The 24,229-nt window shown below is 64.2% G+C and carries 23 protein-coding genes; 4 read left to right on the forward strand and 19 right to left on the reverse strand.

The features are described 5' to 3' along the window. Window positions 1-5 precede the first annotated feature (5 nt). The 11 genes from BLR85_RS01135 to uvrA form a co-directional block, all read right to left on the reverse strand. The gene (locus BLR85_RS01135; protein ID WP_244520568.1) at window positions 6-812 is read right to left on the reverse strand and encodes a crotonase/enoyl-CoA hydratase family protein; all 807 of its coding nucleotides are present in this window, start codon (window positions 810-812) and stop codon (window positions 6-8) included. Beyond that, a complete protein-coding gene (locus BLR85_RS01140; RefSeq protein ID WP_093147716.1) occupies window positions 809-1,669 on the reverse strand; it encodes a hydroxymethylglutaryl-CoA lyase in 861 nt (286 codons plus the stop codon). The genes BLR85_RS01135 and BLR85_RS01140 overlap by 4 nt, the downstream gene beginning before the upstream one ends. After that, window positions 1,666-3,624 carry an acetyl/propionyl/methylcrotonyl-CoA carboxylase subunit alpha gene (locus BLR85_RS01145; RefSeq protein ID WP_093147721.1) on the reverse strand — a complete coding sequence of 653 codons (1,959 nt, stop codon included), beginning with the start codon at window positions 3,622-3,624 and terminating at the stop codon, window positions 1,666-1,668. Before BLR85_RS01145 ends, BLR85_RS01140 begins: the two co-directional genes overlap by 4 nt. A 99-nt stretch (window positions 3,625-3,723) precedes the next feature. Then, entirely contained in the window at window positions 3,724-5,328 is a 1,605-nt protein-coding gene (locus tag BLR85_RS01150) for a carboxyl transferase domain-containing protein (RefSeq protein WP_093147725.1), read from the reverse strand. A 125-nt stretch (window positions 5,329-5,453) separates the two neighbouring features. Continuing rightward, window positions 5,454-6,272 carry an EcsC family protein gene (locus tag BLR85_RS01155; protein ID WP_093147729.1) on the reverse strand — a complete coding sequence of 273 codons (819 nt, stop codon included), beginning with the start codon at window positions 6,270-6,272 and terminating at the stop codon, window positions 5,454-5,456. Beyond that, complete coding sequence (locus BLR85_RS01160; protein WP_093147732.1) at window positions 6,269-7,852, reverse strand: AMP-binding protein; 1,584 nt, start codon at window positions 7,850-7,852, stop codon at window positions 6,269-6,271. The genes BLR85_RS01155 and BLR85_RS01160 overlap by 4 nt, the downstream gene beginning before the upstream one ends. A 151-nt stretch (window positions 7,853-8,003) precedes the next feature. After that, on the reverse strand, window positions 8,004-8,471 hold the full coding sequence (locus BLR85_RS01165) for a hypothetical protein (protein WP_093147735.1): 468 nt from the start codon (window positions 8,469-8,471) through the stop codon (window positions 8,004-8,006). Beyond that, the gene (locus BLR85_RS01170) at window positions 8,458-8,976 is read right to left on the reverse strand and encodes a lysozyme inhibitor LprI family protein (protein ID WP_093147740.1); all 519 of its coding nucleotides are present in this window, start codon (window positions 8,974-8,976) and stop codon (window positions 8,458-8,460) included. The genes BLR85_RS01165 and BLR85_RS01170 overlap by 14 nt, the downstream gene beginning before the upstream one ends. Window positions 8,977-9,095: 119 nt before the next feature. Next, window positions 9,096-10,259, reverse strand: a complete 1,164-nt coding sequence (locus tag BLR85_RS01175; protein ID WP_093147745.1) for an isovaleryl-CoA dehydrogenase — start codon at window positions 10,257-10,259, stop codon at window positions 9,096-9,098. A gap of 192 nt (window positions 10,260-10,451) precedes the next feature. Further along, window positions 10,452-10,883 carry a GFA family protein gene (locus BLR85_RS01180; RefSeq protein ID WP_093147749.1) on the reverse strand — a complete coding sequence of 144 codons (432 nt, stop codon included), beginning with the start codon at window positions 10,881-10,883 and terminating at the stop codon, window positions 10,452-10,454. A gap of 188 nt (window positions 10,884-11,071) precedes the next feature. Continuing rightward, the gene (uvrA, locus tag BLR85_RS01185; protein ID WP_093147753.1) at window positions 11,072-13,939 is read right to left on the reverse strand and encodes an excinuclease ABC subunit UvrA; all 2,868 of its coding nucleotides are present in this window, start codon (window positions 13,937-13,939) and stop codon (window positions 11,072-11,074) included. 189 nt (window positions 13,940-14,128) lie between these two features. Here uvrA and BLR85_RS01190 point away from each other — a divergent pair, with 189 nt between their 5' ends. Genes BLR85_RS01190 through BLR85_RS01200 form a run of 3 tightly spaced genes read left to right on the forward strand, consistent with a single transcriptional unit; the run spans window position 14,129 to window position 15,723 of the window. Continuing rightward, window positions 14,129-14,416: an ArsR/SmtB family transcription factor gene (locus tag BLR85_RS01190; protein WP_093147757.1), complete on the forward strand. Its 288-nt coding sequence runs from the start codon at window positions 14,129-14,131 to the stop codon at window positions 14,414-14,416. After that, the gene (locus BLR85_RS01195) at window positions 14,413-15,477 is read left to right on the forward strand and encodes a permease (protein WP_093147761.1); all 1,065 of its coding nucleotides are present in this window, start codon (window positions 14,413-14,415) and stop codon (window positions 15,475-15,477) included. The genes BLR85_RS01190 and BLR85_RS01195 overlap by 4 nt, the downstream gene beginning before the upstream one ends. Before the next feature lie 9 nt (window positions 15,478-15,486). Then, window positions 15,487-15,723 carry a thioredoxin family protein gene (locus BLR85_RS01200; RefSeq protein ID WP_093147765.1) on the forward strand — a complete coding sequence of 79 codons (237 nt, stop codon included), beginning with the start codon at window positions 15,487-15,489 and terminating at the stop codon, window positions 15,721-15,723. 74 nt (window positions 15,724-15,797) lie between these two features. Here the strand turns inward: BLR85_RS01200 and BLR85_RS01205 are convergent, their stop codons facing one another. From BLR85_RS01205 to BLR85_RS01230, 6 genes are all read right to left on the reverse strand, one after another. Beyond that, a complete protein-coding gene (locus BLR85_RS01205) occupies window positions 15,798-16,007 on the reverse strand; it encodes a glycine zipper 2TM domain-containing protein (protein ID WP_068310484.1) in 210 nt (69 codons plus the stop codon). A 102-nt stretch (window positions 16,008-16,109) separates the two neighbouring features. Next, window positions 16,110-16,499: a hypothetical protein gene (locus tag BLR85_RS01210; protein ID WP_093147768.1), complete on the reverse strand. Its 390-nt coding sequence runs from the start codon at window positions 16,497-16,499 to the stop codon at window positions 16,110-16,112. 81 nt (window positions 16,500-16,580) lie between these two features. Next, window positions 16,581-17,975 (reverse strand): dihydrolipoyl dehydrogenase, encoded by a 1,395-nt coding sequence (gene lpdA, locus BLR85_RS01215; protein WP_093147771.1) that lies wholly within the window; start codon window positions 17,973-17,975, stop codon window positions 16,581-16,583. Between the two features lie 336 nt (window positions 17,976-18,311). Next, complete coding sequence (locus BLR85_RS01220) at window positions 18,312-18,902, reverse strand: DUF924 family protein (RefSeq protein ID WP_093147775.1); 591 nt, start codon at window positions 18,900-18,902, stop codon at window positions 18,312-18,314. A gap of 42 nt (window positions 18,903-18,944) precedes the next feature. Beyond that, window positions 18,945-20,225: an MFS transporter gene (locus tag BLR85_RS01225; RefSeq protein ID WP_093147779.1), complete on the reverse strand. Its 1,281-nt coding sequence runs from the start codon at window positions 20,223-20,225 to the stop codon at window positions 18,945-18,947. Between the two features lie 124 nt (window positions 20,226-20,349). After that, entirely contained in the window at window positions 20,350-21,615 is a 1,266-nt protein-coding gene (locus tag BLR85_RS01230) for a TAXI family TRAP transporter solute-binding subunit (protein ID WP_170844416.1), read from the reverse strand. Between the two features lie 255 nt (window positions 21,616-21,870). On the opposite strand from BLR85_RS01230, the gene BLR85_RS01235 reads away from it, so the two are divergent. After that, window positions 21,871-22,383 carry a GNAT family N-acetyltransferase gene (locus BLR85_RS01235; protein WP_093147787.1) on the forward strand — a complete coding sequence of 171 codons (513 nt, stop codon included), beginning with the start codon at window positions 21,871-21,873 and terminating at the stop codon, window positions 22,381-22,383. A gap of 3 nt (window positions 22,384-22,386) precedes the next feature. Here the strand turns inward: BLR85_RS01235 and BLR85_RS01240 are convergent, their stop codons facing one another. Both BLR85_RS01240 and queA read right to left on the reverse strand, forming a co-directional pair. Further along, the gene (locus BLR85_RS01240) at window positions 22,387-22,908 is read right to left on the reverse strand and encodes a GIY-YIG nuclease family protein (RefSeq protein ID WP_093147790.1); all 522 of its coding nucleotides are present in this window, start codon (window positions 22,906-22,908) and stop codon (window positions 22,387-22,389) included. Between the two features lie 267 nt (window positions 22,909-23,175). Then, the gene (gene queA, locus BLR85_RS01245; RefSeq protein ID WP_093147798.1) at window positions 23,176-24,228 is read right to left on the reverse strand and encodes a tRNA preQ1(34) S-adenosylmethionine ribosyltransferase-isomerase QueA; all 1,053 of its coding nucleotides are present in this window, start codon (window positions 24,226-24,228) and stop codon (window positions 23,176-23,178) included. Between the last annotated feature and the right edge of the window lies 1 nt (window position 24,229).

The following is a 24,229-nucleotide window of genomic DNA, read 5'->3' on the forward strand; positions in this document are numbered from 1 at the left end:
TCCGCTCAGCTCTTGGGAACCTCACCCCATCGGGCTTTGCGCTTCTCAAAAAAGGCCGCGATTCCCTCAACGGCTTCCGCGCTCTCCCAGCGGCGTGTCAGCGCCGCGATCGTATCGGCGATCGCCGCCTCGTCGATCACGGGCCCCAGCCGTCGCAGCAAAGCCTTGGCTTCGGCCACAGCGCCCGGTGCCGCGGCGAGATAGGGTTTCACCTCGGCCTCCACGGCGGCGTCCAGATCGGCCTCGGGAACAGCGCGCGCCAGCAGGTCAAGCACCACCGCTTCCTGCGCCTCGAAGATCCGCGCCGACATGAAGACCCGCCGCGCCTTGGCCTCGCCCATCTGCGCAGCCACATAGGGGCCGATGGTCGCCGGGATCAGCCCGAGCCGCGTCTCGGTGAGGCCGAATTTCGCCCCATCAGAAGCGATTGCCACGTCGCAAACGGAGATCAAACCGATGCCGCCGCCAAAGGCATTGCCCTGCACCCGTCCGATCACCGGTTTCGGGCAGGTATTGAGCGCCTGCAGCATCGTTGCCAGCTTCATCGCCTCCCGGGCGCGCGTGGGCGCATCCGCGGCCATCTGCTGACGCATCCAGTCCAGATCGCCGCCGGCACAAAAGCTCGCCCCTATGCCGGTCAGCACGACCACGCGAACTGCCGGGTCGTTCCCAAGCTGCCCAACCGCTTCGGTCAGTTCCACCAGCATCTGCGCCGACATCGCATTATGTTTCTCCGGCCGTGCAAGCGAGAGCGTAGCAACGCCACGCGGGTCGGTTTCCACTCGGATCGTATCGTATTCCACCTGCATCATTCCTCCCGGCTGCGCATGTCCCGCGCCATTCCGGCCGCTTGCGCGACGATCTCCGCATCCAGTCCCGTCTCGACACCGAGTTCCGCAAGCCGCGCGATCACCGCCTCGGTCGCCACATTGCCCTCGGCCCCCGGCGCATAGGGGCAGCCGCCCAGACCGCCGACAGCCGCGTCGAAAACCCGGATACCGGCCTCGAGCGACTCGACAATATTGTCGAGCGCCCGGCCACCGGTATCGTGGAAATGACCGGCGAGCAGTTCGGGCGGCAGATCGCCCATGACCGCCTCCAACATTGGCCTCAGCGTCTCGGGCCGGGCCTGTCCAATCGTGTCGCCCAGCGAAACTTCGTAACAGCCCAAGTCCGCCAGCCGTGCCGCCACCCGCGCCACCTGCTCCGGCGACGTCGGGCCGTCAAAGGGACAATCGGTGACGCAGGACACGTAGCCGCGCACCTTGAGCCCCGCCGCCCGCGCCCCGGTCACGACCGGTGCGATCCGCGCGAAACTCTCCTCCACCGAGCAGTTGAGATTGGCTCGGCTGAACCCTTCCGAGGCGCTCACGAAGACTGCCACCTCGTCGGCGCGCGCCTCGATCGCCCGCTCCAACCCTTTCAGGTTTGGCACCAGCGCGGCATAGGACACGCCCTCCGCCCTCGTGATCCGAGACAGGACCTCGGCCGAGTCCGCCATCTGAGGCACCCATTTCGGCGACACGAAGCTCGCCACCTCGATCCGGGCGAACCCTGCGCCACTCAGGCAATCGACCAGCGCGACTTTTTCCATCGTCGGAATGGGGCGGGGCTCGTTCTGCAAGCCGTCGCGCGGGCCTACCTCGAAGATCTCGACCCGCTCCGTCATTCGGCCTCCCCCTCCTCTTCCGGATCGAGCAGGACAAGCGCGTCATGGGCAGCAACCTGCGCGCCCGCCTCCACCAGCACCGCCTCCACGCGCCCGGCGCGCACCGCGCTCAGCGCATGTTCCATCTTCATCGCTTCGAGAATGACAAGCCGGTCGCCGCGTTCGACCATCTGCCCGGACTGAACCAGAACCTCGCGCACCAGCCCCGGCATAGGCGCTTCCACGATGTTGCCGCCCATCGCCTCCGCGCTCTCCCGCGCCAGCGGATCCGGCAGGGCAAATTCCCAGGGCTGCCCGGCAAAAACCAAGACCGCACCATCGAGCAGGCGCGCCGGCCCCGGCGCCCGCGCCTCGCCGATCAACCAGCCCCGCGCGCCACGCCGGCATGGCAAAACCTCTTCCTCGATCTCGATATCGACGCGGTCCGCTCCCCGGATCGCCACGCCGATCCGCCATTGCTGCCCATCCCGCTCCAGAACGACCGTGCGTTGAAGCGGCGCCCAGAGAGAAAAGCCGGTGAAATCGACCGGCGGCGCGTCCATCCCGCTTGCCGCAAGCGCGGCACAGGCCAGCACTGCCGCCGACGGCAATTCCTGACGCACGAGGCTGTCGAGGTCCCGTTCGATCAGGCCGGTATCGACCCGGCCCGCCGCAAAGCCCTCATGCCGCGACAGCGCCTCCAGAAAGGCGATATTGGTGACCGTGCCGCCCACTTCCGTCTGCTCCAGTGCATGTGACAGCCGGGCCAACGCCACTCCACGGCTCGGACCATGGGTGATCACCTTCGCAATCATCGGATCGTACCACGGGCTGATCTCGTCGCCCTCGCGCACGCCACTATCGTTGCGCGCCAGATCGCTGAAGCGCAGATGCGCCAGCCGCCCCGTCGCCGGCAGGAAACCCGCCGGAACGTCCTCGGCATAAAGCCGCGCCTCGAAGGCGTGGCCCTCGCAACGGATCTCCTCCTGCGCCAGCGGCAGCTTCTCGCCCGAGGCGACGCGCAACTGCCATTCCACCAGGTCCAGCCCGGTCACGGCCTCCGTCACCGGATGTTCCACCTGCAACCGCGTGTTCATTTCCATGAACCAGAACCCGTCCGGGCGCAGCACCTCGCCGCCCTCGACGATGAACTCCACTGTGCCCGCGCCAACATATCCAATGGCCTGCGCCGCACGCACCGCCGCCTGCCCCATGGCGGCGCGCATCTCCTCGGTCATGCCCGGCGCGGGCGCCTCTTCGATCACCTTCTGGTGGCGGCGCTGAAGCGAACAATCCCGCTCGAACAGGTGCACCGCGTTGCCATGGACATCGCCGAAAATCTGCAACTCGATATGCCGCGGCTGGCGCACGTAGCGCTCCACCAGCACATCCGCATTTCCGAACGCCGTACGCGCCTCCGCCCGGGCCGAGGCCAGCGAGGTCGCGAAATCTTCCGGGGCATCGACCCGGCGCATCCCCTTGCCGCCACCGCCCGCGACAGCCTTGATCAACACCGGGTAGCCGATCCGATCCGCCTCCTCGGCCAGCCGCTCGGGCGATTGCTCCGCGCCGTGATAGCCCGGCACCACGGGCACGCCGGCCTCTTCCATCAACCGCTTGGCGGCATCCTTCAGCCCCATCTGCCGGATCGCCGATGCGGGCGGGCCGACAAAGATCAGCCCCACCGCCGCGACAGCCTCCACGAAATCGGGGTTCTCCGACAGGAACCCGTAGCCGGGATGCACCGCTTCCGCCCCCGTCCGCCGCGCCGCCGCCAGCAGCGCCTCCGAGTTCAGGTAACTCTCCGCGGGTGCCGATCCGCCCAGATGCACCGCCTCGTCGGCCAGCGCGACGTGCGCCGCCCCCGCATCGGCATCCGAATAGACCGCAACCGTCGATATCCCCATCGACCTTGCGGTCCGGATGATCCGACAGGCAATCTCGCCCCTGTTCGCGATCAGCAATTTGCGGATCATGCGCCTTCCTCCCCTCCTGTTCCGCGCGCCCCAAAGAGCGCGGGGTGGGCGCGTGGGAGCGCTCTTTGGGGCGCGCCTCTCCACCTGCCCGAACACCACTCACATGCGGAACACCCCGAACCGCGTTTCCTCGACCGGCGCATTCAACGCTGCCCGCAAGCTCAACCCCAATACGTCCCGGCTCTTGCGCGGGTCGATGATGCCGTCATCCCAGAGCCGTGCGCTGGCATAGAGCGGGTGGGCCTGCTCCTCGAACATCTCCTCGGTCGGGCGCCGGAACGCGGCCTCTTCCTCGTCCGACCAGCTTCCGCCGGCCTTCTCGATCCCGACCCGCTTCACCTGCGCCAGAACCCCCGCTGCCTGCGCCCCGCCCATCACCGAGATCCGGCTATTGGGCCAGGTCCACAGGAAACGCGGCTGGTATGCGCGGCCCGCCATGCCGTAATTCCCGGCGCCAAAGGAGCCGCCGACCAGCATGGTGATCTTGGGAACCGACGTCGTCGCCACCGCCGTCACCATCTTGGCGCCATGCCGCGCGATCCCCTCGTTCTCGTATTTCTTCCCGACCATGAAGCCGGTGATGTTCTGCAGGAAAACCAGCGGGATTCGCCGCTGTGAACACAGTTCGACGAAATGCGCGCCCTTCTGCGCGGCTTCCGAGAACAGCACGCCGTTATTGGCCACGATGCCCACCGGGCAGCCATGGACATGGGCAAAACCCGTCACCAGCGTCTCGCCGAACCGCGCCTTGAACTCGTCGAAACGCGAGCCATCCACCATCCGCGCGATCACCTCGCGAATGTCGTAGGGCGTGGAGAGCGAGGCCGGCACAACGCCGAGGATCTCCTCCGGGTCATACGCCGGATCTTCCGGGCTGGCCCAATTGGCCGACACATCCGGCACCGGCCCGAGCGAGCCCACCGCGCGCCGCGCGAGCGCCAGCGCGTGGGCGTCATCCTCGGCCAGGTAATCGGCCACGCCAGAAAGGCGCGTATGCACATCGCCGCCGCCCAGTTCTTCCGCCGAGACCACCTCGCCCGTCGCCGCCCTCACCAACGGCGGCCCGGCAAGGAAGATCGTGCCCTGCTCCTTAACGATGATCGTCACATCCGACATCGCCGGAACATAGGCCCCGCCGGCCGTGCACGACCCCATCACCACGGCGATCTGCGCGATCCCCGCCGCGCTCATCCGCGCCTGGTTGTAGAAGATCCGCCCGAAATGATCCCGGTCCGGGAACACCTCGTCCTGCTGCGGCAGGTTCGCGCCACCCGAGTCCACGAGATAGACGCAAGGAAGATGGCATTCGGCGGCGATCTCCTGCGCACGAAGATGCTTCTTTACCGTCATCGGGTAATAGGTGCCGCCCTTTACCGTGGCGTCGTTGCACAGGATCATGACGTCACGCCCCATGACCCGGCCAATGCCCGCCACTGCCCCGGCCGCCGGTGCTGCGCCGCCATACATCCCATGCGCCGCCGTCGCCCCGATCTCGAGGAACGGCGTTCCCGGATCCAGCAAGTTCGCGACACGCTCGCGGGGCAGCATCTTGCCCCGCGCCAAATGCCGCGTGCGCGCCCGCTCGCCGCCACCCGCCGCGGCTTGCGCCGCCGCTTCCTGCACCATATCCAGCGCGGCAAGATGCGCCTTCCTGTTGGCGCGGAACGCGTCCGAGCCTGTCACAGCCTGACTTGTCAGCTTCATTCGGTCCCTCTCTTCGGCGAGCCTCTCAGGCCCGTCGCGCTTTGCCCGCCGGTTGTTCGCGCACCCCGCAGGCGTCCTCCCCTCAATGTTTCCCGCTCAAGCCAGGCGAAGCCCCCTCCGCCGACTCAATTTTCCGCCTCGTTATCTTCCACAGGCCCCTCCAGCATCCGCCGATGCATCAGCCAGCGCATCCGGTAGGCAAAGCGCGCCGCGCGGCTGACATCGGTCTGGAAACTCGCATTCACCGTTGCCGCCACCGCGCCGCCGACAATCGGCACCACGCGCCCGGCCCCGCGACCGGCAAGGCTGAAGCCCAGTTGCCGCGCAATGCGCTCGATCACCTTGTCCGTGACCCATTCGCCGCCCTTTTCCAGCACGATCCGCCCCTCGGGGCTGGCGAGCCACGCCGCCATGTCCGCCAGATGCGCAAGCGTCTCCTCGCGTCCCTTCTCGGCTCCCGCGGTGGCCACCTGCAGGATCAGCAGGCGATAGGTCTGCTCCTCCTCGCTATCATCGCCGAAACCGAACGCCGCGCCCGTCGCCCGAACGTTGCGCGCCGCCAGCGCGATCGTCGCGGGTATGTCGGCAGTCATCCCGATCGCGCCAAAGAATCCGGCCGCGCCGCCCGAGGCAGCATTGGCCCCCACGGCCCAGCCCTGCACCCTCCGCGCCGCGCGTTCGCAGGCTTCCAGATCCTCCACCGAGTGCCGCGTGAACTCCGACGGAATGGTATAGCCCGCCGCCTTGTCGGCCATGGCGAGGCCCTGCCGCACCAGCGCGGGCGGCACGAAGCGGCCCACCAGCGCGCCGAGCGGCGCTGTCAGCCGCTCCGCCCCCTTGCCCAACCGCGTGGGCTTGCGTTCCTCATAGGCCCGTTGCCGCTCCAGCGCCGCGCGCAGGATATCGGCGGCCAGATGCGGCCGCCGGTCGGGAACCGGTGTCATGTCACGTCTCCCTCCAATGCCATCTGCCGCAGCTCGCGGCGGATGATCTTGCCACTGATCGTCATCGGCAGGCTGTCCACGAAATGCACGATCCGCGGATACTCATGCGCGGCCAGCCGCTGGCGCACATGCTGCTGCAAATCGGCCCGCATTGCGTCCGTTGGTTCAAACCCGTCCCGCAGCAGCACGAAGGCGGTCACTGCCTCCGTGCGCTCGGGATCGGGCACGCCAACTACCCCGGCGCTGGCGACAGCCAGGTGGGTCAGCAGGCAGTCCTCAACCTCTCCCGGACCGATCCGGTAACCCGAGGAGGTGATCACGTCATCGTCGCGACCCCGGAAGCGCAGGAACCCGTCCTCGCGCCAGCCGCGATCCCCGGTCAGCATCCACTCGCCGCGGAATTTCGCAAGCGTCTCTTCCGGATTATTCCAATATTCCAACATCATGGATGCCGAACCTCGCCGAACGACAATATCGCCTTCGCCTTCACAGGGGGCGCCATCCGGCCCGATTACCTCCACCTCGTGCCCCGGCACCGGTTTGCCCATCGCCCCCGGCAACGGCTCGAACAGCGCCTCGCAGGCGCTGACGATCATGTTGCATTCCGTTTGACCGTAGAACTCGTTGATATTCAGTCCAAAAGCCTGCCTTCCCCACTCAAGCATCTCGGCCCCAAGCGGCTCCCCACCGCTGGCCACCGAGCGCAGCCCGGGAATTTTCACATCCGCCGCCCGCAGCGCCCGCAACGCAGACGGCGGGAAAAATACATTTTTTACAGATGCTTGCCGAACGATTCTCACGCACTCATCCGCCGTGAATTTCTCCATCCGTGCCGAAACCACCGGAACCCCGTGCCAAAGCCCCGGCATCAACACGTCGAACAGCCCGCCGATCCAGGCCCAGTCCGCCGGCGTCCATAGAACATCACCCGGCAAAGGCATGAGATTGTGAGAAATTTCAACACCGGGCAAATGTCCGCGCAACACCCTGTGGGCATGTAGCGCCCCCTTCGGGTTGCCCGTCGTTCCCGAGGTATAGATCAGGACCGCCGGATCCTCGGCCGCCGTATCAACAGTCGGGAAGATGATACCATCAACCGGAACCCGCTCGACCGGCAGGATCTGCTCCCGCCCCAGGCGCAGATCCCCCGCCTGGCTCCAGCGTACCAGCTTCTCCGCGCCGATACCGTCGGTCACGACCACGCTGGCCTTGGAATCTGCCAGACGCACCGCCATCGCCTCGGGACCGAACAGCGTAAAAAGCGGGATGGAAATCGCCCCCAGCTTCCACGCGGCGATATGGGAAGCGGCGGTCCAGGGCGATTGGCTCAGAAACACCCCGACCCGGTCGCCGCGCCCCACGCCCATGGCCGAAAGCCTGTGCGCAAGCGCGTTTGCCATGTCACGCAACCGGCCATAGCGCGTCTCCCGCAGTCCATCCGGCAGCGGCTCGATCAATGCCACCCGCTCGGGCTCTACTGCCGCCCAACGGTCGCAGACCTCGCTGGCCATGTTGAGCCGTTCAGGGATCCCCCAACCCCGGCCCTGCATGAGCGGCAGATATGTCGGCGTCGAGTTCATGCCCGCCCCTCCCGCGCCGCTGCGCCGAGCGCAGCGGCCACCGCGCGTGGATCTGCGATCCCGCGCAAGCACCCGAGGCAAGGGAACGCCCCTCGGACCGAAAGCGCAACGCCACAACCGGCACCCGCGATATATGCCGACCGAAGCGCCATCAGGGGATCAGGAACCTCGGATCGATCTGGGAGGCCAGCGAGCGAAGCTTGGCGAAACGCAGCGCTTCGGCGCGATAGGCACAGGAGATCTGCCCCGCCTCCGGCACATCGGCACAAAGATCCACCGCACCGGCCTCGATATCGGACAGGATCTCCAGATACCGGTCCTTGGCGAATTCCGGCACCCCCTCAAGCTCCGACGGCATCCGCTCCATCAAACCGTCCGCACGCTCCGCTACCGCCGCCGTCATCTCCTGCTCACACGCCAACACGGCGCCCTGACAGGCCGCGCGCGCTTCGTTGAAACAGATGATCGTCGTGTTGGCGACGTCCCGCCCGGTCGCGCTTTCCACGAGGCACGTGTCCATGCTCGCCAAGGCCTCGGGGCTCACTCCGTCCGAAGCCTCCGCCGCTCCGGCCAACATCATCGCAATCCCGCCGCAGCGCAGAAAATCACTGGTACCCATGGGTCAGTCGAATCTCCAGAATGAGCGCTTGCCGCGCGGTTGCATACATCAGGCAACTGAGCGTGGCCGGCCCGCCACCGGTCCCCCCGCCCCATTGTGCCCGTTCGTAATCGCAGGCGGCATCGCGGAACGGGATCCAGGCCCGCTGCATCTCCCGCAGTGCCTCGGAAAGCGAGGGAACGGTCGCGCCGATCTCCGCCAGTTCGGCATCCTCCGCCTTGTCCCGCAGCATTACCTGCCGGTAAACCGCGTTCAGTCGCGCGTCCCAGAAGGCAAGTTCCTGGTCGAGGCAATAGCCCATGCCGACCGTCGTGTAGCCAAACTCGTTCGATTCCATGCAGGCCGTCGCCGCCGAACCTACACAGGCTTCCATTGCCTGCAGGGTCTCCGTTCCCAGCAGGCAGGACTCGGTCGGCACAGGACTGAAATGCAGTTCCTCCTGCGCCGCCGCGGGGCTGGCGGCAAACGCGGCAAGTGTTGTCAGGATAAGGGCGCTCAGTCTCATAGCTCCGGGTCCTCCTTGATTAGCAGCACTTTCTTGCTCGGGAGACAGGCAACTTCCGGATCGTCGGAATGAAGAAGGCTCGGCATGCCTTCCAAGAATGGACCGGTTCCTGCCACGGCTTACCCCATTGATTGCATCATCTCCCGACCGATGAGCATCCTGCGAATCTCGGAGGTGCCCGCACCGATCTCCATCAGTTTTGCATCCCGGAAGAGCCGGCTGACAGGAGAATCGTTCATGAAGCCTGCGCCCCCCATCGCCTGCACGGCCTGGTGCGCCTGCGTCATGGCGACCTCCGAGGAGTACAGAACACAGGCGGCGGCATCGGCGCGGGTCACCGCGCCCCGGTCACAGGCCTTGGCGACCTCGTAGACATAGGCCCGCGCAGTGTTGAGCGCCGTGTACATGTCGGCGATCTTGGCCTGCATCAGTTGGAAGTTCCCGATCGGCTGGCCGAACTGCTGCCGGTCGCGCATATAGGGCATGATCTCGTCGAGACAGGCCGCGATGATTCCCGTGCCGATCCCTGCGAGCACGACCCTCTCGTAATCGAGGCCGGACATCAGGACGCGCACCCCCTTGCCCTCCTCGCCCAGAACATTCTCGAAAGGCACCTCGACGTCTTCGAAGATCAACTCCGCCGTGTTGGAGCCGCGCATTCCAAGCTTGTCGAAATGCTTGCTGGTCGAGAACCCGGCCATGCTCTTCTCGATGAGAAACGCGGTGATGCCCTTGGCGCCGGCCTCCGGATCGGTCTTGGCATAGACGACCAGCGTATCCGCATCCGGCCCGTTGGTAATCCAGTACTTGGTGCCATTGAGCACGTAGCGGTCGTTGCGCTTCTCGGCGCGCAGCTTCATCGAGACCACATCCGACCCCGCGCCCGCCTCCGACATGGCCAGCGCGCCGACATGCTCGCCCGAGATCAGCCCGGGCAGGTATTTGCGCTTCTGCGCCTCCGTGCCGTTGAGCTTGATCTGGTTCACGCAGAGATTGGAATGCGCGCCATAGGACAGCGAGACCGAGGCTGAAGCCCGCGCAATCTCCTCCACGGCGATCGTATGGGCGAGATAGGACATTCCCGCCCCACCATATTCCTCGGGCACCGTGATCCCAAGCAGACCCAATTCGCCCATCTCGCGCCAGAGATCCGGGGGAAACCGGTTGCTGGAATCGATTTCGGCCGCAAGCGGCTTCACCCGCTCCTGCGCCCAGCGATGGACCATCTCGCGTAGCGCGGACGCCTCTTCGCCGATATCGAACTGTATCGTCGCATTGAACATGCCACAGGGCCTCCCCCTCCCCGTTATTGAACAAGCGTTCAAATAGTAGTCACGGATCGTCCTGCGGGTCAATCACCAATGGAGGCGGCATTTGGATAGTTCTGCGAAGTTCTGGCGCAAGGGTGGTTCGCCGCCTGGCAGAGCCCGAGCGGCGGTGGCGCCGCAGAGGCGGCGCTGGCCGCTTCGCGGCCGTCAGTCGGGGATGAAACGGAGCACACCGGAAACCGGTGCGGCGCCCCCCGCAGGAGGGCCGTCGGAGGGATGGTTCACGCCGTCATTGACGATGATTTCGGGGAAATCGAACGGGCTCACGCCCTCCAGGCAGGCTGCATTGACCCCGTACTGATCCGGGTTCGAGCGCCGTTGATGGTGTGTGTAGATCCCGCAAGTCTTGCAGAAATAGTGCTTCGCCTTTCCGGTATTGAATCGATAGAGCGCCAGGTTTTCCGCGCCAGACAGGATTTCGATCCCATCCAGAGGCGCCGACACGGCCACCGCGCCCCGCATCCGGCAATAGGAACAGGAGCAGCGGCGCGCCGTCGACAGGCCATCGCTCAACCGCACGCGAAACCGCACCGCGCCGCAATGGCAGGCTCCGTTTCGAATCTCTGCACTCTCAGACATGAAACCTCTCTTCCACAAGCTCGGACGTTTAGCATTCCAACGGAAACAGACCTTAACTCCGTCCGCAACCGCCGCGCGCCACAGGCGCGCGGCCTCCCCCAACGGGAGGAGCGCATCCTTGATGCGTCGACGACGGGCGGGAGCCTCCGGCCTATGTGTTCCGGGAACTCCTCATGACACGCGGAAGACTACTCTGCGGCCACCTTGCGCGCCGCCGCAAGCATCGGCTTCAGATAACGCCCGGTATGGCTCTTGGTCTTTTTCGCGATGTCTTCCGGCGTGCCGGTCGCGACCACCCGACCGCCGCCATCGCCGCCTTCGGGACCGATATCGATGATCCAGTCCGCCGTCTTGATGACGTCGAGATTGTGCTCGATCACCACCACAGTGTTTCCCTGCTCCACCAATTCGTGCAGCACTTCCAGCAGCTTGCGAACATCTTCGAAATGCAGCCCCGTGGTCGGTTCGTCCAGGATATAAAGCGTGCGCCCCGTCGAGCGCTTGGCCAGTTCCTTGGAAAGCTTCACGCGTTGAGCCTCGCCGCCCGATAGCGTCGTCGCCTGCTGGCCGACCTTGATATAGCCGAGGCCGACGCGTACCAGCGCGTCCATCTTTTCGCGGATGCTCGGCACCGCCTTGAAGAACTCCTGCGCATCTTCGACCGTCATGTCGAGCACATCGGCGATGGATTTGCCCTTGAACTTGATCTCCAGCGTCTCGCGGTTGTAGCGCGCGCCGCCGCAGGTTTCGCAGGTGACGTAGACATCGGGCAGGAAATGCATCTCGATCTTGATGACGCCATCGCCCTGACAGGCCTCGCAGCGCCCGCCCTTGACGTTGAAGCTGAAGCGACCCGGCTTGTAGCCGCGCGCCTTGGCCTCCGGCAGGCCGGCGAACCAGTCGCGGATCGGGGTGAAGGCGCCGGTATAGGTGGCCGGGTTCGAACGCGGCGTGCGCCCGATGGGCCGCTGGTCGATGTCGATCACCTTGTCGAGATGCTCCAGCCCCTTGATCGTCTCGCAGGGCGCGGGCGTCTGCCGCGCCCCGTTGAGCCGCATGGAAGCTGTCTTGAACAGCGTCTCGATAGTCAGCGTGGACTTGCCGCCGCCCGACACGCCGGTCACGCAGACGAACTTGGCCAGCGGGAATTCGGCGGTGACGCTCTTGAGGTTGTTGCCAGTCGCCTTGACCACCGTCACGGCCTTGCCATTGCCCTCGCGCCGTTTCTGGCTCACCGGGATCTCGCGCTTACCCGAAAGGTAGGCACCGGTAATCGAGCCCTCATGCGCCGCAATTTCTTCCGGCGTACCACAAGCCACCACGGCACCGCCATGCACGCCTGCACCGGGACCGATGTCGAAAACGTAATCGGCCTCCCGGATCGCCTCCTCGTCATGCTCGACAACGATCACCGTGTTGCCCTGATCGCGCAGGTTCTTGAGCGTGCCGAGCAGCCGGTCATTGTCGCGCTGGTGCAGGCCGATGGAGGGCTCGTCCAGCACGTAGAGCACACCCGTCAGGCCGGAGCCGATCTGGCTGGCGAGGCGAATCCGCTGGCTCTCGCCGCCAGAGAGCGTGCCGGCATTGCGCGACAGCGTCAGGTATTCGAGACCGACATTGTTCAGGAAACCGAGCCGCTCGCGGATCTCCTTCAGGATCGCCCGCGCGATCTCGTTCTTCTGCGCCGTGAGCGAGGCGGGCACGGTTTCGCACCAGTCGAAGGCTTCCTTGATCGACATCTGCACGACTTCGCCCACATGAAGGCCCGCAATCTTCACTGCCAGCGCCTCCGCGCGAAGCCGGAATCCACCACAGCCGCCGCAAGGGCGGTTGTTCTGGTAGCGTTCGAATTCCTCGCGAATCCAGTTGGAATCCGTCTCGCGGTAGCGCCGTTCCATGTTCGGTATCACGCCCTCGAAGGTGCGGCTCACCTGGTAGACGCGCCCGCCCTCGTCATAGCGGAAATCGATCTCCTCCTCGCCGGAACCATAGAGAAAGACCTGCTGCACTCTCTCGGGCACGTCCTTCCAGCGGGCGTTCTTGTCGAATTCGTAATGCCTGGCGATGGCCTCGATGGTCTGCAGGAAATAGGGCGACTTGCCCTTGCGCCACGGCGCGAGCGCGCCATCGGCGATCTTTAACGTCGCATCCGGCACCACGAGCCGTTCATCGAAGAACAACTCCACGCCGAGGCCATCACAAGAGGGGCAGGCTCCGAATGGCGCGTTGAACGAGAACAGCCGCGGCTCGATCTCGGGAATGGTGAAGCCACTGACCGGACAGGCGAAATTCTCGGAAAAGGTGATCCGCTCCGGCTCACCCTCGTCCTCGCGCGGTGCAGTTTCCAGGATGGCGATTCCATCGGCCAGATCGAGCGCTGTGCGGAAACTATCCGCCAGCCGTGTCTCCATGCCCTCGCGGACAACGATCCGGTCCACCACCACGTCGATATCGTGGCGGAATTTCTTGTCGAGCTTCGGTGGCTCGTCCAGATCGTAGAAGGCGCCGTCCACCTTGACCCGCTGGAAGCCCTGCTTGCGCAGTTCCAGAAACTCCTTGCGATACTCGCCCTTGCGGTCCCGCACGATGGGCGCGAGCAGGTAGGCGCGGGTGCCCTCCTCCATCTCCATGACACGGTCGACCATGTCCTGCACCTGCTGCGCCTCGATGGGCAGGCCGGTGGCAGGCGAATAGGGCGTGCCGACACGGGCGAAGAGCAGCCGGAGATAATCATAGATCTCGGTCACCGTGCCGACGGTCGAACGCGGGTTCTTGGAGGTCGTCTTCTGCTCGATGGAAATCGCAGGGGAGAGGCCGGAAATATGGTCCACATCCGGCTTTTCCATCATGTCGAGGAATTGACGCGCATAGGCGGAAAGCGATTCCACGTAGCGGCGCTGGCCCTCGGCATAGATCGTGTCAAAGGCGAGCGAGGACTTGCCGGAGCCGGAAAGCCCCGTGATCACAACCAGTTCGTCGCGTGGAATATCCACGTCGATATTCTTCAGGTTGTGCTCGCGCGCGCCGCGCACCTCGATGAACTTCTGCTCTGGCATCTCTCACCCCGTGACCGGATGGTCTTCAGATAGGCGATGGCGGCGGATTCTCCAATCGAAAACTAAGAACAAAAAGTAAACATCGAGAATATGCCTGTTCCGGACCCGACCTGCGACAAGCCGAGTCTTGTCACGAGATGCAGATAGGCGCATATGCGCTTTAAGGCATATGCCAGCAAGGAGACTCACATGCAGGCATTTCTCTCCGCCATTGCCGACCCCATTCGCCTCGCCGCTCTGCGCATCGTCTGGGACGGGGGTGAGCATTGCGTCTGCGAACTCATGGAGAAGCTGGACGCGACCCAGAGCCGGATGTCGCGCCACATGAAGACGCTCAAGCTGGCCGGCATCATCGTCGACAGGCGCGACGCGCAATGGGTGCGCTACCGCCGCAACCCGGATCTCGCCCCGGAAATGGCCGCCGTGATCGACGCCGTCCTCGCTGCCGAGAGCCTCTCGGAAAGGACAGCCGCATGAGCTCCGAAACCCACCCTGCCCTGCTCCACAGGGAATGGCCGCCTATCGTCTGGCACCTCGCCGTCGCGGTGCTGGTCGGCGTCTGGTACGCGGTCTACAAGCAACTCATGCCGCTCTCTGAGTGGCTCGTCTCGCTGCTGCCGGTGGACCGGAACAGCCATCCCGGCGATGCGCTCGCCTTCTTCTTCTACGACGTACCCAAGGTGTTGATGCTGCTGACGCTGATCGTCTTTGCCATGGGCGTCGTGCGCAGCTTCTTCAGCCCGGAAAAGACCCGTGCGGCGCTCTCGGGCAAGCGTGAGGGGATCGGCAATGCCATGGCGGCGGGGCTCGGCGTGCTGACGCCCTTCTGTTCCTGCTCCGCCGTGCCACTCTTCATCGGCTTCGTCTCGGCAGGCGTGCCGCTCGGGGTGACCTTCTCGTTCCTGATCGCCGCTCCGATGGTCAACGAGGTGGCGCTGATCCTGCTCATCGGGCTGGTCGGCTGGCAAGTGGCGGTCACCTATCTCGTCTTCGGCCTCGGCATTGCCATTCTCGCCGGTTTCGTGATCGGCAAGCTCAAACTGGAAGGCTGGCTGCAAGACTGGGTGCAGGAAATCCATTTAGGCGCCGTGTCGCAGAACGGCCTGGACGACGAACCGCTCACCATGGTCGACCGCTACCGGCTCGGGATCGCAGCCGTGCGCGAGATCTTCGCCAAGGTCTGGATCTGGATCATCCTCGGCATCGCGCTCGGCGCGTTGATCCACGGTTATGTGCCCGAGGACCTCATGGTCCGAATCATGGGCGCGGATGCGTGGTGGTCCGTTCCGGCGGCCGTCGTCATGGGCATCCCGATGTACACCAACGCCGCTGGTATCATCCCCATCGTCGAGGCGCTGCTCGGCAAGGGCGCGGCGCTTGGCACGGTATTGGCCTTCATGATGAGCGTCATCGCGCTCTCGCTCCCCGAGATGATCATCCTGCGCCAGGTGCTGACGCTGCGGTTGATCGCGGTCTTCATCGGCGTTGTCGGAACCGGCATCCTTATGGTGGGCTTCCTGTTCAACATCCTGTTCTGAGGTAAGAAAATGAAATCGATCAAGGTCTATGGCCCCGGCTGCAAACGCTGCGAGACCACCGCGGAAATGGTTCGGAACGCCGCGAATGCGCTCGGTCTCGATGTCGAGGTGGAAAAGGTGACGGACCCGCGCGAGATAGCCATGGCGGGGGTCATTTCCACTCCCGGCATCAGCGTGGACGGCAAACTGGTTCATGCCGGCGGGTTGCCGGATGCAAGCAAGCTCGAAGGATGGCTGAAAAGCTGACCAGAGCGATCTTCAGCCACGATATCAAGAACAATCGGAAGCCCGTGAGCCGAAACCGGCTCACGGGCATCTGTTCAGTTGGTGGCGTTGGCACCCACGGCGGCACCGGCTGCCGCGCCGGCGACGGTCATGGCGGTCTTGCCCTGGCCGGAACCGAACTGGTTGCCGATCACGCCGCCAACGGCGGCACCGGTCGCCGCATTCATGGCTGTATTGTCCGTGCAGCCAGCAACCGAAAGCATCAGCGCGCCCGCAAGCGCAACAATGGTAAGACGAGTTTTCATGATTTCACTCCTGTATGATAGGGAAAGCTGTAACCCTTCGGAATCGAAGAACAAGCCCTTATGGCATCCATTCGTTCCCGCGCGCGGGAACCCGCCGTTTTCTCAACCGGCGCCCTCATGCACGATGACGAATTGCGGCGTGCCGCCCCAGCCATAGACCTGCACCCGGACATAGCGCTGTTCACCGCGCAGGATGGCAGAAGGAATATATTCCGAACCCGCTCCGACCCGGCAATCGGCCGAGATCTTCTGGCGACTGGCCAGCGTCGTGAACCAGGGATCGTACTCGTCATATTCATGGACGATCCCGAATTTATGCACGTTCGCCCGGTCCTGCTGGATGATGGCGCAGAAATTCCGCAAGGGCGCACCCTTGGAATTTCGCATGTCCTCATAGCCGATCATAGCGAAATAGCCCCCCAGGAGCTGCTGTGCCGCGGCGGGGGCCGCAAAGGCCAGGGTGAACACAAGGGCGGCGGAGAGTCTCAACATGGCATGTCTCCCAAAACAATGGCCGCAGCCTGCGCTTAATGCAGACTGCGGCCAATGCCGCAAATTGCCTCTATCCGCCTGTTACATATGGATAACCCGATCGAACGCGTCGAGAACGCTTTCATGCATCATCTCGCTGAGAGTCGGATGCGGGAAGACGGTCTCCATCAGGTCCTGCTCGGTGGTCTCCAGCTTGCGGCCAATGACATAGCCCTGGATCATCTCGGTCACCTCGGCGCCGACCATATGAGCCCCCAGAAGCTCGCCAGTCTTGGCGTCGAACACGGTCTTGACCAGGCCCTGCGGCTCGCCGAGCGCAATCGCCTTGCCATTCCCGACGAAGGAGAAGCGGCCGACCTTCACGTCGTAGCCGGCTTCCTTGGCCTTGGCCTCGGTCAGGCCCACACTGGCCACCTGCGGATGGCAATAGGTGCAGCCAGCGATGCTCTCGGGCTTGACCGGGTGGGCATGCAACCCCTTGATCAACTCCGCCACCATAACGCCCTCGTGGCTGGCCTTGTGCGCGAGCCACGGCGCGCCGGCGATATCGCCGATGGCATAGAGCCCCTCGACCCCGGTGCGGCAGAACTCGTCGGTCACGACATGGGTGCGGTCGATTTTGACGCCGAGCGCTTCGAGGCCAAGATTCTCCACGTTGCCGACAATGCCGACAGCCGAGATCACCGTGTCAAATTCCTGCTTCTCGACCTTGCCGCCCACCTCGATATGGGCAACCACCTTGGAGGCGGAGCGGTCGAGTTGCTTGACCATGGCTTTCTCCATGATCTTCATGCCCTGCTTGACGAACTGCTTCTTGGCGAAGGCCGAGATCTCGGCATCCTCGACCGGCAACACCCGGTCCATGACCTCGACAACCGTCGTGTCGGCACCCAGCGTGTTGTAGAAGCTGGCAAACTCGATGCCGATGGCGCCGGAGCCGATCACCAGCAGCTTCTTGGGCATGTGCGGGGGCTGCAGCGCGTGTTTGTAGGTCCAGACGCGCTTGCCATCGGCTTCCAGCCCGGGCAGTTCACGCGCCCGCGCACCGGTGGCGACAACGATATTTTTCGCGCTCAGCTCCTCGGTGCCCTTGTCGGTCTTGACCGAAACCTTGCCCTTTCCGGTGAGCTTTGCCTCGCCCATGATCGTGGTCACCTTGTTCTTCTTGAACAGATGCCCGATGCCGCCCGAAAGCTGCGCGGCCACGCCGCGGGAGCGCTTGACCACGGCGTCGATGTCATAGCCGAGCTTCTCGACCTTCAGGCCGAATTCTCCGGCCCGCTCCATCAGGTGGAAGACTTCGGAGGAACGCAGCAGCGCCTTGGTCGGGATACAGCCCCAGTTCAGGCAGATGCCGCCCAGATGCTCGCGCTCGACGCAGGCGACCTTCAGGCCCAGCTGCGCGCCGCGGATCGCGGCTACGTAGCCGCCCGGACCGGCGCCGATCACGATCATGTCGAAAGTCTGTGCAGCCATTTCCGGCCCTCCAAATCCAAAAACTGGTTTAGCATTAAACTATTTTTAGCTCGCCGCGAAGCCCCGGACTTCATCGATTCGAACGAAAGCCACGAATGGCTGGCATACGCTGCGCGCATATCTAAGGGTCGAACGCCGCCTTCCCCGAACCGGCCCTGCGCAAGCTTCGGCTGCGCCGGAACGATCCTGTCAGGATCGTGCCTCCGGCGGGGATATTTCCTGGAAAGATGATTGGAATAAACGCACCGGACATCCTCTTTCTCCAAATATCCCCGGGGGGGCGCGCTCGCCGGAGCGCGGGGGCAACGCCCCCTGAGGCACAAACTGCGGATCGCATCACCCAGCCGCTTTGGCCTGAAATCCTCTCAGGATACCGGCATAGCCTTCGCCGTCGAGAAACTCCTGCTCGACCGGAAGCGTCATCCGGCCAAATGCCGCGTTGCGATAGGGAAAGCGTCCGAAACGCCGGACGATTTCGCGATGCGCCCTCGCATGCAGCAGGTTGGAGGCTCCGGTCTCGGTCATCCTTTCGCTCATCAGCCGGATGCAGGCATCCTGGTCACCCAGTGCCTCAGAATGCATCAGCGGCAGGTAGAAGAACTGCCGCTCCGGCTCTGGTACCATCAGGTCCCAACGGCGATCGATCGCCTTCCACGCTGCAGCACGCGCCAGACTATCGGTCGCGAAGGAGCGCGCGTCGCCCCGGAACATGTTTCGCGGCAACTGGTCTGTCAGGATGAGGAAGCCAAGGACCCCCGGCCCGTCGTCGCACCATGCATCCTTCTCGCCATCCAGGGCGGCCTGCCAGCAGGCCTGGAAACGCTGCCGGATTTCCGTATCCAACGTCTCGTCCTGAATGTACCACTTCTGGGGGCCGACCTCGTCGATCCAGAAACGCGTTAATTCGGCTGCGGTAATCTCCGCCATAGGGATGTCCTTCAATTCGGCGGGGAGCCGCTTCCGATCAGCCTACCCCGCCAGTTCCTGTTCAGCATCGGCCTCGGCCTCCGCTTCCTGCGCGGCTTCTATGAATACTTCCTGTGCGACCCCGACCGCAACCGGAGATGCTGTCGGCAGGACCGGCGCGTAGGAACCCGTCTCGTCCACCGGCACCGCGTCGCTCTGTGTCATGCGATACGCCGCGTAGATCGCCAAGGTAGCGCTGAGCACTGTCAGGAACAGGAAAAAGCCTTCCGGACCAACCGCGCCCATCATCCAGCCGGTCACGAGCGGGCCGGAAATGGCACCGACCCCGTTGATGAAGATCAGCCCGCCCGAGGCAGCGGCCATGTCTTCATATTCCAGGTGGTCGTTCACATAGGCAAGCACGAGCGCGTAGAGCGGGTTTGCCGTGCCGCCAATGATGAAGGCGGCGGCAAGCAAGGTCGCAAAATCTTCGGCCATATACATGGCAAGGGCGGCGCCGACCGCACCAACCGCAGCAAGAACCAGGATCAACTGGCGGCGGTCCATCCGGTCCGACATCCAGCCGATGGGATATTGCATGATCATGCCGCCGAGATAGATCGTGGCAATGAAGCCCGAGATCTCGGGCACGCTCAGCCCGGCTTCCGACCCGTAGACCGAGGCCATGCCGAACAGCGCCGAAAAGACTCCGCCGAGCAGGAAGAAACCCACGCAGCCCAGCTGCGACGCCTTCCAGAGCTTGCGCAGGCTCATTGGCTGCGTTGTCTCGAAAGCCGGGGTCGGCTGGACGGCCAGCAGAATCGGCGCGAAGGAGACCGAGACCAGCACCGACGGGATGACGAAGAGCACGAAGCCCGAGGGGTCGCCCACCAGCAGCAGCCCCTGTGCCGCCACCACGCCGGCCATCTGCACGATCACGTAGAGCGAGAGCGCCTGTCCCCGCCGCTCATTGGTCACCGCGTTGTTCAGCCAGCTTTCGGCGGTCACGTAAACGCCGGAGAGGCAGAACCCCATCACCACACGGCCAAGCGCCCATGCCACCGGATGGGCAAAAAGCGGGTAGAGGATGAGAATGGCCGAGACGAACGAACCGAGCGCGGCAAAGACACGGATATGCCCGACACGGCGGATCATCTCCGGCGCCAGTCGGGAGCCCCCCAAAAAGCCGAGGAAATAGGCCGACATGACGATCGACATCTCGAATGTCGAGAATCCTTCGATGCCGCCGCGAATGCCGAGCAACGTGCCCTGCACGCCGTTGCCGACCATCAGCAGCAGAATTCCGAATAGAAGGGCCCAGCTGGCCGAAATCACTTGCAGCACGACGTGTGTCCTCTTGCCATGAGAGTTGCCCCGGGCGCCCTGCGAGACGAGTCGGCACATCAGGAGCGGGCTTTAGAACGACACCACGATGGCGGCAATGATTCATCTCACTGGGCGAACTCCCTCAGCTGACGGGTTGCTGAAGCATTTCCGCGATCCGCCGGCGCACCAGCTCGACATGCAGCCGCGCATTATAGGCCCCCGCACGGAAGGGAGGTGGAAGGCGCATGCCTGCAAGCTCATGCTCTATCGCGGCAAGCCGTGTTTCGAGAGCATGCAACTCGTCAGAAGACGTGGTGTCGTCCAGCTCCAGTTCGATCTCGCGTATTACGGTATAGTGACGCCAGACGCGCCGGTGCATGCTCCACCGATAGACGCCGGGCAGGATACGAACCAGCGGAACGACGATAAACAACAGCGGAAGCAAGATGAGCAAGACCCGACGAATCTGGGCCGCTATCCAATAGGGCAACCAGTCATGAAAGGTGCTCTGCCCCTCGGCCAGCAGTTTCAGAGCGCCAAGATCAAGCGGCATATCGGCCCCCTCCGCGGTCGGAAACTGCCCCTGTTTCGAGAAGATGCCGCTATTGCCGTGGATCTTGCGCGCGGCGAGGACAAGGCGGTCGACCACTGCCGGGTGCAGGTCCTCCAAACCGGCCAGCCGCGCCATGAGCGTGATCATCGGCACTTCGACCAAAGGCACCACCGGGTGGAGCGACACCGCCCCGGAGGGCACATTCACGACCCGGCTGTTGGGCAGGCGCAACGAGATCGCGTCGGCATGCTGGAAACGGACAAGGTCTACCGTCTCGTTGCCCATCAAGGGGACGAAATAATCCGCCGAAAGTGGCGCGACGAAAATCGCCAGGTCGACCTCGCCGGCCAGCAGCGCTTCGGCTGCGGCAGTGCCGCCCAGATCGCTGAGCGTATTGAGCTGGGTGATCTCCAACGCATCGAGCAGCCTGTCCGCCGCCACCCGCGTTCCCGACCCCGCGCCGCCGCGCGCGATGGTCAGCCCCTCCCAAGTGCCAGGGTTGGCGGACACCTCGCGATCCGCCCGGGCAAAGACGATGATCGGCTCGAAGAACACCGTTCCCAAGGCCTCGATATCCAGCCCCTCGGTGGAAATGCCGCCCTGCAACAGCCCGACATCGGCCTCCCCTGAGCTCAGCAGACCGAGGTTCTCGAGCGAGCCGGCCGTTTCCAGGATCTCGACCTCGATTCCGTCCCGGGCCAGTTCCGATCGGTACCTTTCGGCCACATTCCAGTAACCGCCATCCTGGGAACCGGCGGCAAAGGTGATCCGGCTCGGTGGCGGCAAGTCGCGCAAGAGATAGATCGCAAAGGCAACCGTCAACGCGGCGGCCAGCAGAACGGCAATCAGGCGCATGACACTCTCCGGATTCGGCTTCAAGGGAAGCCTGCCACAGGCGCCATCGTCGCTCCAAGCACGCATTGCGTTCTAGACGCACCGCGCACGGTGGCGCATGAGACGTGCATGAACCGTTTCGTCGCCTCCCGATTTTATTGGTCGCGTTCCACATAGGAGCGGCCGGACGGATTCATCAAATCTTAAAAGGCCGCCACGGGCGGCTTTTTTAATGACTTTCGGCCTCTCGTGGCGGCAACAGCCAGGAACCGAAACATGCAGATGCAGGAAATTTCAACGGATACGCTCGCGGTGCGGGTCAGACGGGCCGAACGGCGAGACATTCAACGCCTTTTGGAAATGGCCACCGCGCTTGCGGCCCATCACGGGGACGTTGCCACGACGTCGGCGCGGGCAATCGAGCGCGATCTCTTCGGCACGCAGGCCTGCGCGAAAGCGCTCGTGGCCGAGCGGGACGGCGAGCTTGCAGGTTACGCGCTATTGCATAGCTTCCCTCAGATGCAATGGGGTCTCAGGATTCTCGAGATCAACCATCTCTTCGTGGAAGACGGCCAGCGCGGCCATGGGATCGGGCGGCTGCTGGTGGCAGCCTGCGTGTCCGAGGCGCGCCGGCAGGAATGCGGGCAGATGGCCGTGAGCACGCATCCCGACAATGCCCGTGCGACGGAGTTGTACCTTTCACTGGGCTTCCAGCCTCGCGAAACCGGCGGGACACGTTTCCGGCTGGAATTGCCTTCCAACGGCGCGCTGCCGGAGGGGTGGATCTGACGCTTAATCTTCGGGAAGGAAGTCTTCGTCCAATTCCAGTTCGAGGTCTGCTTCCCAGTCGGCGGTGTTGTAGAGCGGGCGGTAATAGTCGATCAGCGCCCGCTCCAGCATGAAGGCATATTCGCGTGCGTTGGCCGCCTCGCCGCCCGAGAAATCGAGCGGCACGGGTGCCCAGCTGACATGAATGAAACGGTCATTTCGAATCGTGTTGGCCGTCGCGCTGCCAGTGCCGGTTACGCCCTTGATCCGGGCAAAGGAAATCAGCCGTTTTCCGCGATGCTTCATTACCGCGGCCTTGCTCTCGGTGACCTTTGCCCGCAGATAGGAACTCAGTCGCCCGCGCAGCCCGCGTTTGCCTACGGCGATGCCGACATACAGACACCTGTCCGGAGAGGGCAGGCCCGCGCCCTTGCAGAAGGCATAGAAGCCTTTTTCCGTAGGGATCACACCGCGTGCCCCGCGTTCCGCCGTCAATTGGTGGATGGTGTGGGCATTGCTCCATTGAATCGCTTGCAACCAGTTCAAGACGTATCCCCCTCAAAACCGGACTCTCGAATTCCAACGTCAGCCTAGCGCATCAATGCCCTGTCTGAGGAGACCGTTTGTTCCTGCCCGAACGCACCGGCGGCGAAGAATGCAGGGGGGCGATGCCCCCCGCGCTCTTGCGAGCGCTCCCCCCAGGATATTTCCGGTCAGAAGAAGGCAGATCGTTTCCCTTCATCTTTCCCCAAATACCTCCGCCGGAAGCACGATCCGAAGGATCGTTCCTTCAAACGGGTCGTGCGAGCAGTTTTATCCCTTTGGCAAGAGAAGCGACGCGTCGCCATAGCTGAAGAAACGGTACCGCTCGGCAATGGCATGTTCATAGAGCGCCATCATCCGATCGCGCCCCATCAGCGCCGAGACCAGCATCATCAGCGTCGATTTGGGCAGGTGGAAATTGGTCATCAACCCGTCCGCGATGCGGAACTCATAGCCCGGACGGATGAAGATATCCGTCTCGCCGCTCCATGGGTGGATACCATCCGCCCCGGCCGCGCTCTCGATCAGCCGGCAGGCCGTGGTGCCGACCGGGATGATCCGCCCGCCCGCGGCGCGGGTGGCGTTGATCTCGGCGGCGGCCGCGTCCGGGACCTCGCCCCATTCCGAATGCATCTTGTGTTCGCGCACGTCATCGACCTTGACAGGCAGGAACGTGCCAGCGCCGACATGCAGGGTAACCTCGGTGAAGTCCACGCCCATCGCGGCGATGCGTTCCAGCAGCGGGCGGTCGAAATGCAGCGAGGCCGTCGGCGCGGCAACGGCACCCGAATGGCGGGCAAAGACGGTCTGGTAGTCGGTGCGGTCCTGCGCATCGGCCGCGCGGCGCGCGGCGATATAGGGCGGCAGGGGCATGAAGCCCGCCGCATCCAGCGCGGCGTCGAAATCATCGCCCTCCAGCGAGAAGGCGAGGTTCAGCTGGCCCTCGACCCGCCCGGTCACCCGTGCCGAGAAGCCGGGGGCGAAATGGATCTCCTCGCCGTCGCGGACCTTCTTGGCGGGTTTGGCCAATACGTTCCAGGACCCGTCTCCCTGCGGCTCCAGCAGCGTCACCTCGATGCGCGCCTCGGTCGGGCCCTGCTCGCCATCGCGGCGCCGAACGCCGGAGAGCCGCGCCGGGATCACGCGCGTGTTGTTGAGCACCAGCCGGTCGCCGGGCCGCAGGAAATCCGGCAGGTCATGAACATGCGAATCCACCGTTCTCTCGCCCTGCGCCACCAGCAGCCGTGCGGAGCTGCGCGGGGTGGCCGGGCGGGTGGCGATCAGCTCCTCGGGCAGCTCGAAATCGAAATCCGACAGTTTCATG

The sequence above is a fragment of the Aliiruegeria lutimaris genome, from assembly GCF_900099935.1.
In the GTDB taxonomy this organism is placed as follows: Bacteria; Pseudomonadota; Alphaproteobacteria; order Rhodobacterales; family Rhodobacteraceae; genus Tropicimonas; species Tropicimonas lutimaris.

Bases quoted from the DNA above. Each gene is read 5' to 3' on its own strand.
- queA (WP_093147798.1), bottom strand. From the start codon at position 24,228: ATGAAACTGTCGGATTTCGATTTCGAGCTGCCCGAGGAGCTGATCGCC.
- BLR85_RS01170 (WP_093147740.1), bottom strand. From the start codon at position 8,976: ATGAGACTGAGCGCCCTTATCCTGACAACACTTGCCGCGTTTGCCGCC.
- BLR85_RS01235 (WP_093147787.1), top strand. From the start codon at position 21,871: ATGCAGATGCAGGAAATTTCAACGGATACGCTCGCGGTGCGGGTCAGA.
- BLR85_RS01200 (WP_093147765.1), top strand. From the start codon at position 15,487: ATGAAATCGATCAAGGTCTATGGCCCCGGCTGCAAACGCTGCGAGACC.
- BLR85_RS01190 (WP_093147757.1), top strand. From the start codon at position 14,129: ATGCAGGCATTTCTCTCCGCCATTGCCGACCCCATTCGCCTCGCCGCT.
- BLR85_RS01155 (WP_093147729.1), bottom strand. From the start codon at position 6,272: ATGACACCGGTTCCCGACCGGCGGCCGCATCTGGCCGCCGATATCCTG.
- BLR85_RS01150 (WP_093147725.1), bottom strand. From the start codon at position 5,328: ATGAAGCTGACAAGTCAGGCTGTGACAGGCTCGGACGCGTTCCGCGCC.
- BLR85_RS01180 (WP_093147749.1), bottom strand. From the start codon at position 10,883: ATGTCTGAGAGTGCAGAGATTCGAAACGGAGCCTGCCATTGCGGCGCG.
- BLR85_RS01135 (WP_244520568.1), bottom strand. From the start codon at position 812: ATGATGCAGGTGGAATACGATACGATCCGAGTGGAAACCGACCCGCGT.
- BLR85_RS01230 (WP_170844416.1), bottom strand. From the start codon at position 21,615: ATGCGCCTGATTGCCGTTCTGCTGGCCGCCGCGTTGACGGTTGCCTTT.
- lpdA (WP_093147771.1), bottom strand. From the start codon at position 17,975: ATGGCTGCACAGACTTTCGACATGATCGTGATCGGCGCCGGTCCGGGC.
- BLR85_RS01165 (WP_093147735.1), bottom strand. From the start codon at position 8,471: ATGGGTACCAGTGATTTTCTGCGCTGCGGCGGGATTGCGATGATGTTG.
- BLR85_RS01210 (WP_093147768.1), bottom strand. From the start codon at position 16,499: ATGTTGAGACTCTCCGCCGCCCTTGTGTTCACCCTGGCCTTTGCGGCC.
- BLR85_RS01220 (WP_093147775.1), bottom strand. From the start codon at position 18,902: ATGGCGGAGATTACCGCAGCCGAATTAACGCGTTTCTGGATCGACGAG.
- BLR85_RS01140 (WP_093147716.1), bottom strand. From the start codon at position 1,669: ATGACGGAGCGGGTCGAGATCTTCGAGGTAGGCCCGCGCGACGGCTTG.
- BLR85_RS01195 (WP_093147761.1), top strand. From the start codon at position 14,413: ATGAGCTCCGAAACCCACCCTGCCCTGCTCCACAGGGAATGGCCGCCT.
- uvrA (WP_093147753.1), bottom strand. From the start codon at position 13,939: ATGCCAGAGCAGAAGTTCATCGAGGTGCGCGGCGCGCGCGAGCACAAC.
- BLR85_RS01160 (WP_093147732.1), bottom strand. From the start codon at position 7,852: ATGAACTCGACGCCGACATATCTGCCGCTCATGCAGGGCCGGGGTTGG.
- BLR85_RS01205 (WP_068310484.1), bottom strand. From the start codon at position 16,007: ATGAAAACTCGTCTTACCATTGTTGCGCTTGCGGGCGCGCTGATGCTT.
- BLR85_RS01175 (WP_093147745.1), bottom strand. From the start codon at position 10,259: ATGTTCAATGCGACGATACAGTTCGATATCGGCGAAGAGGCGTCCGCG.
- BLR85_RS01145 (WP_093147721.1), bottom strand. From the start codon at position 3,624: ATGATCCGCAAATTGCTGATCGCGAACAGGGGCGAGATTGCCTGTCGG.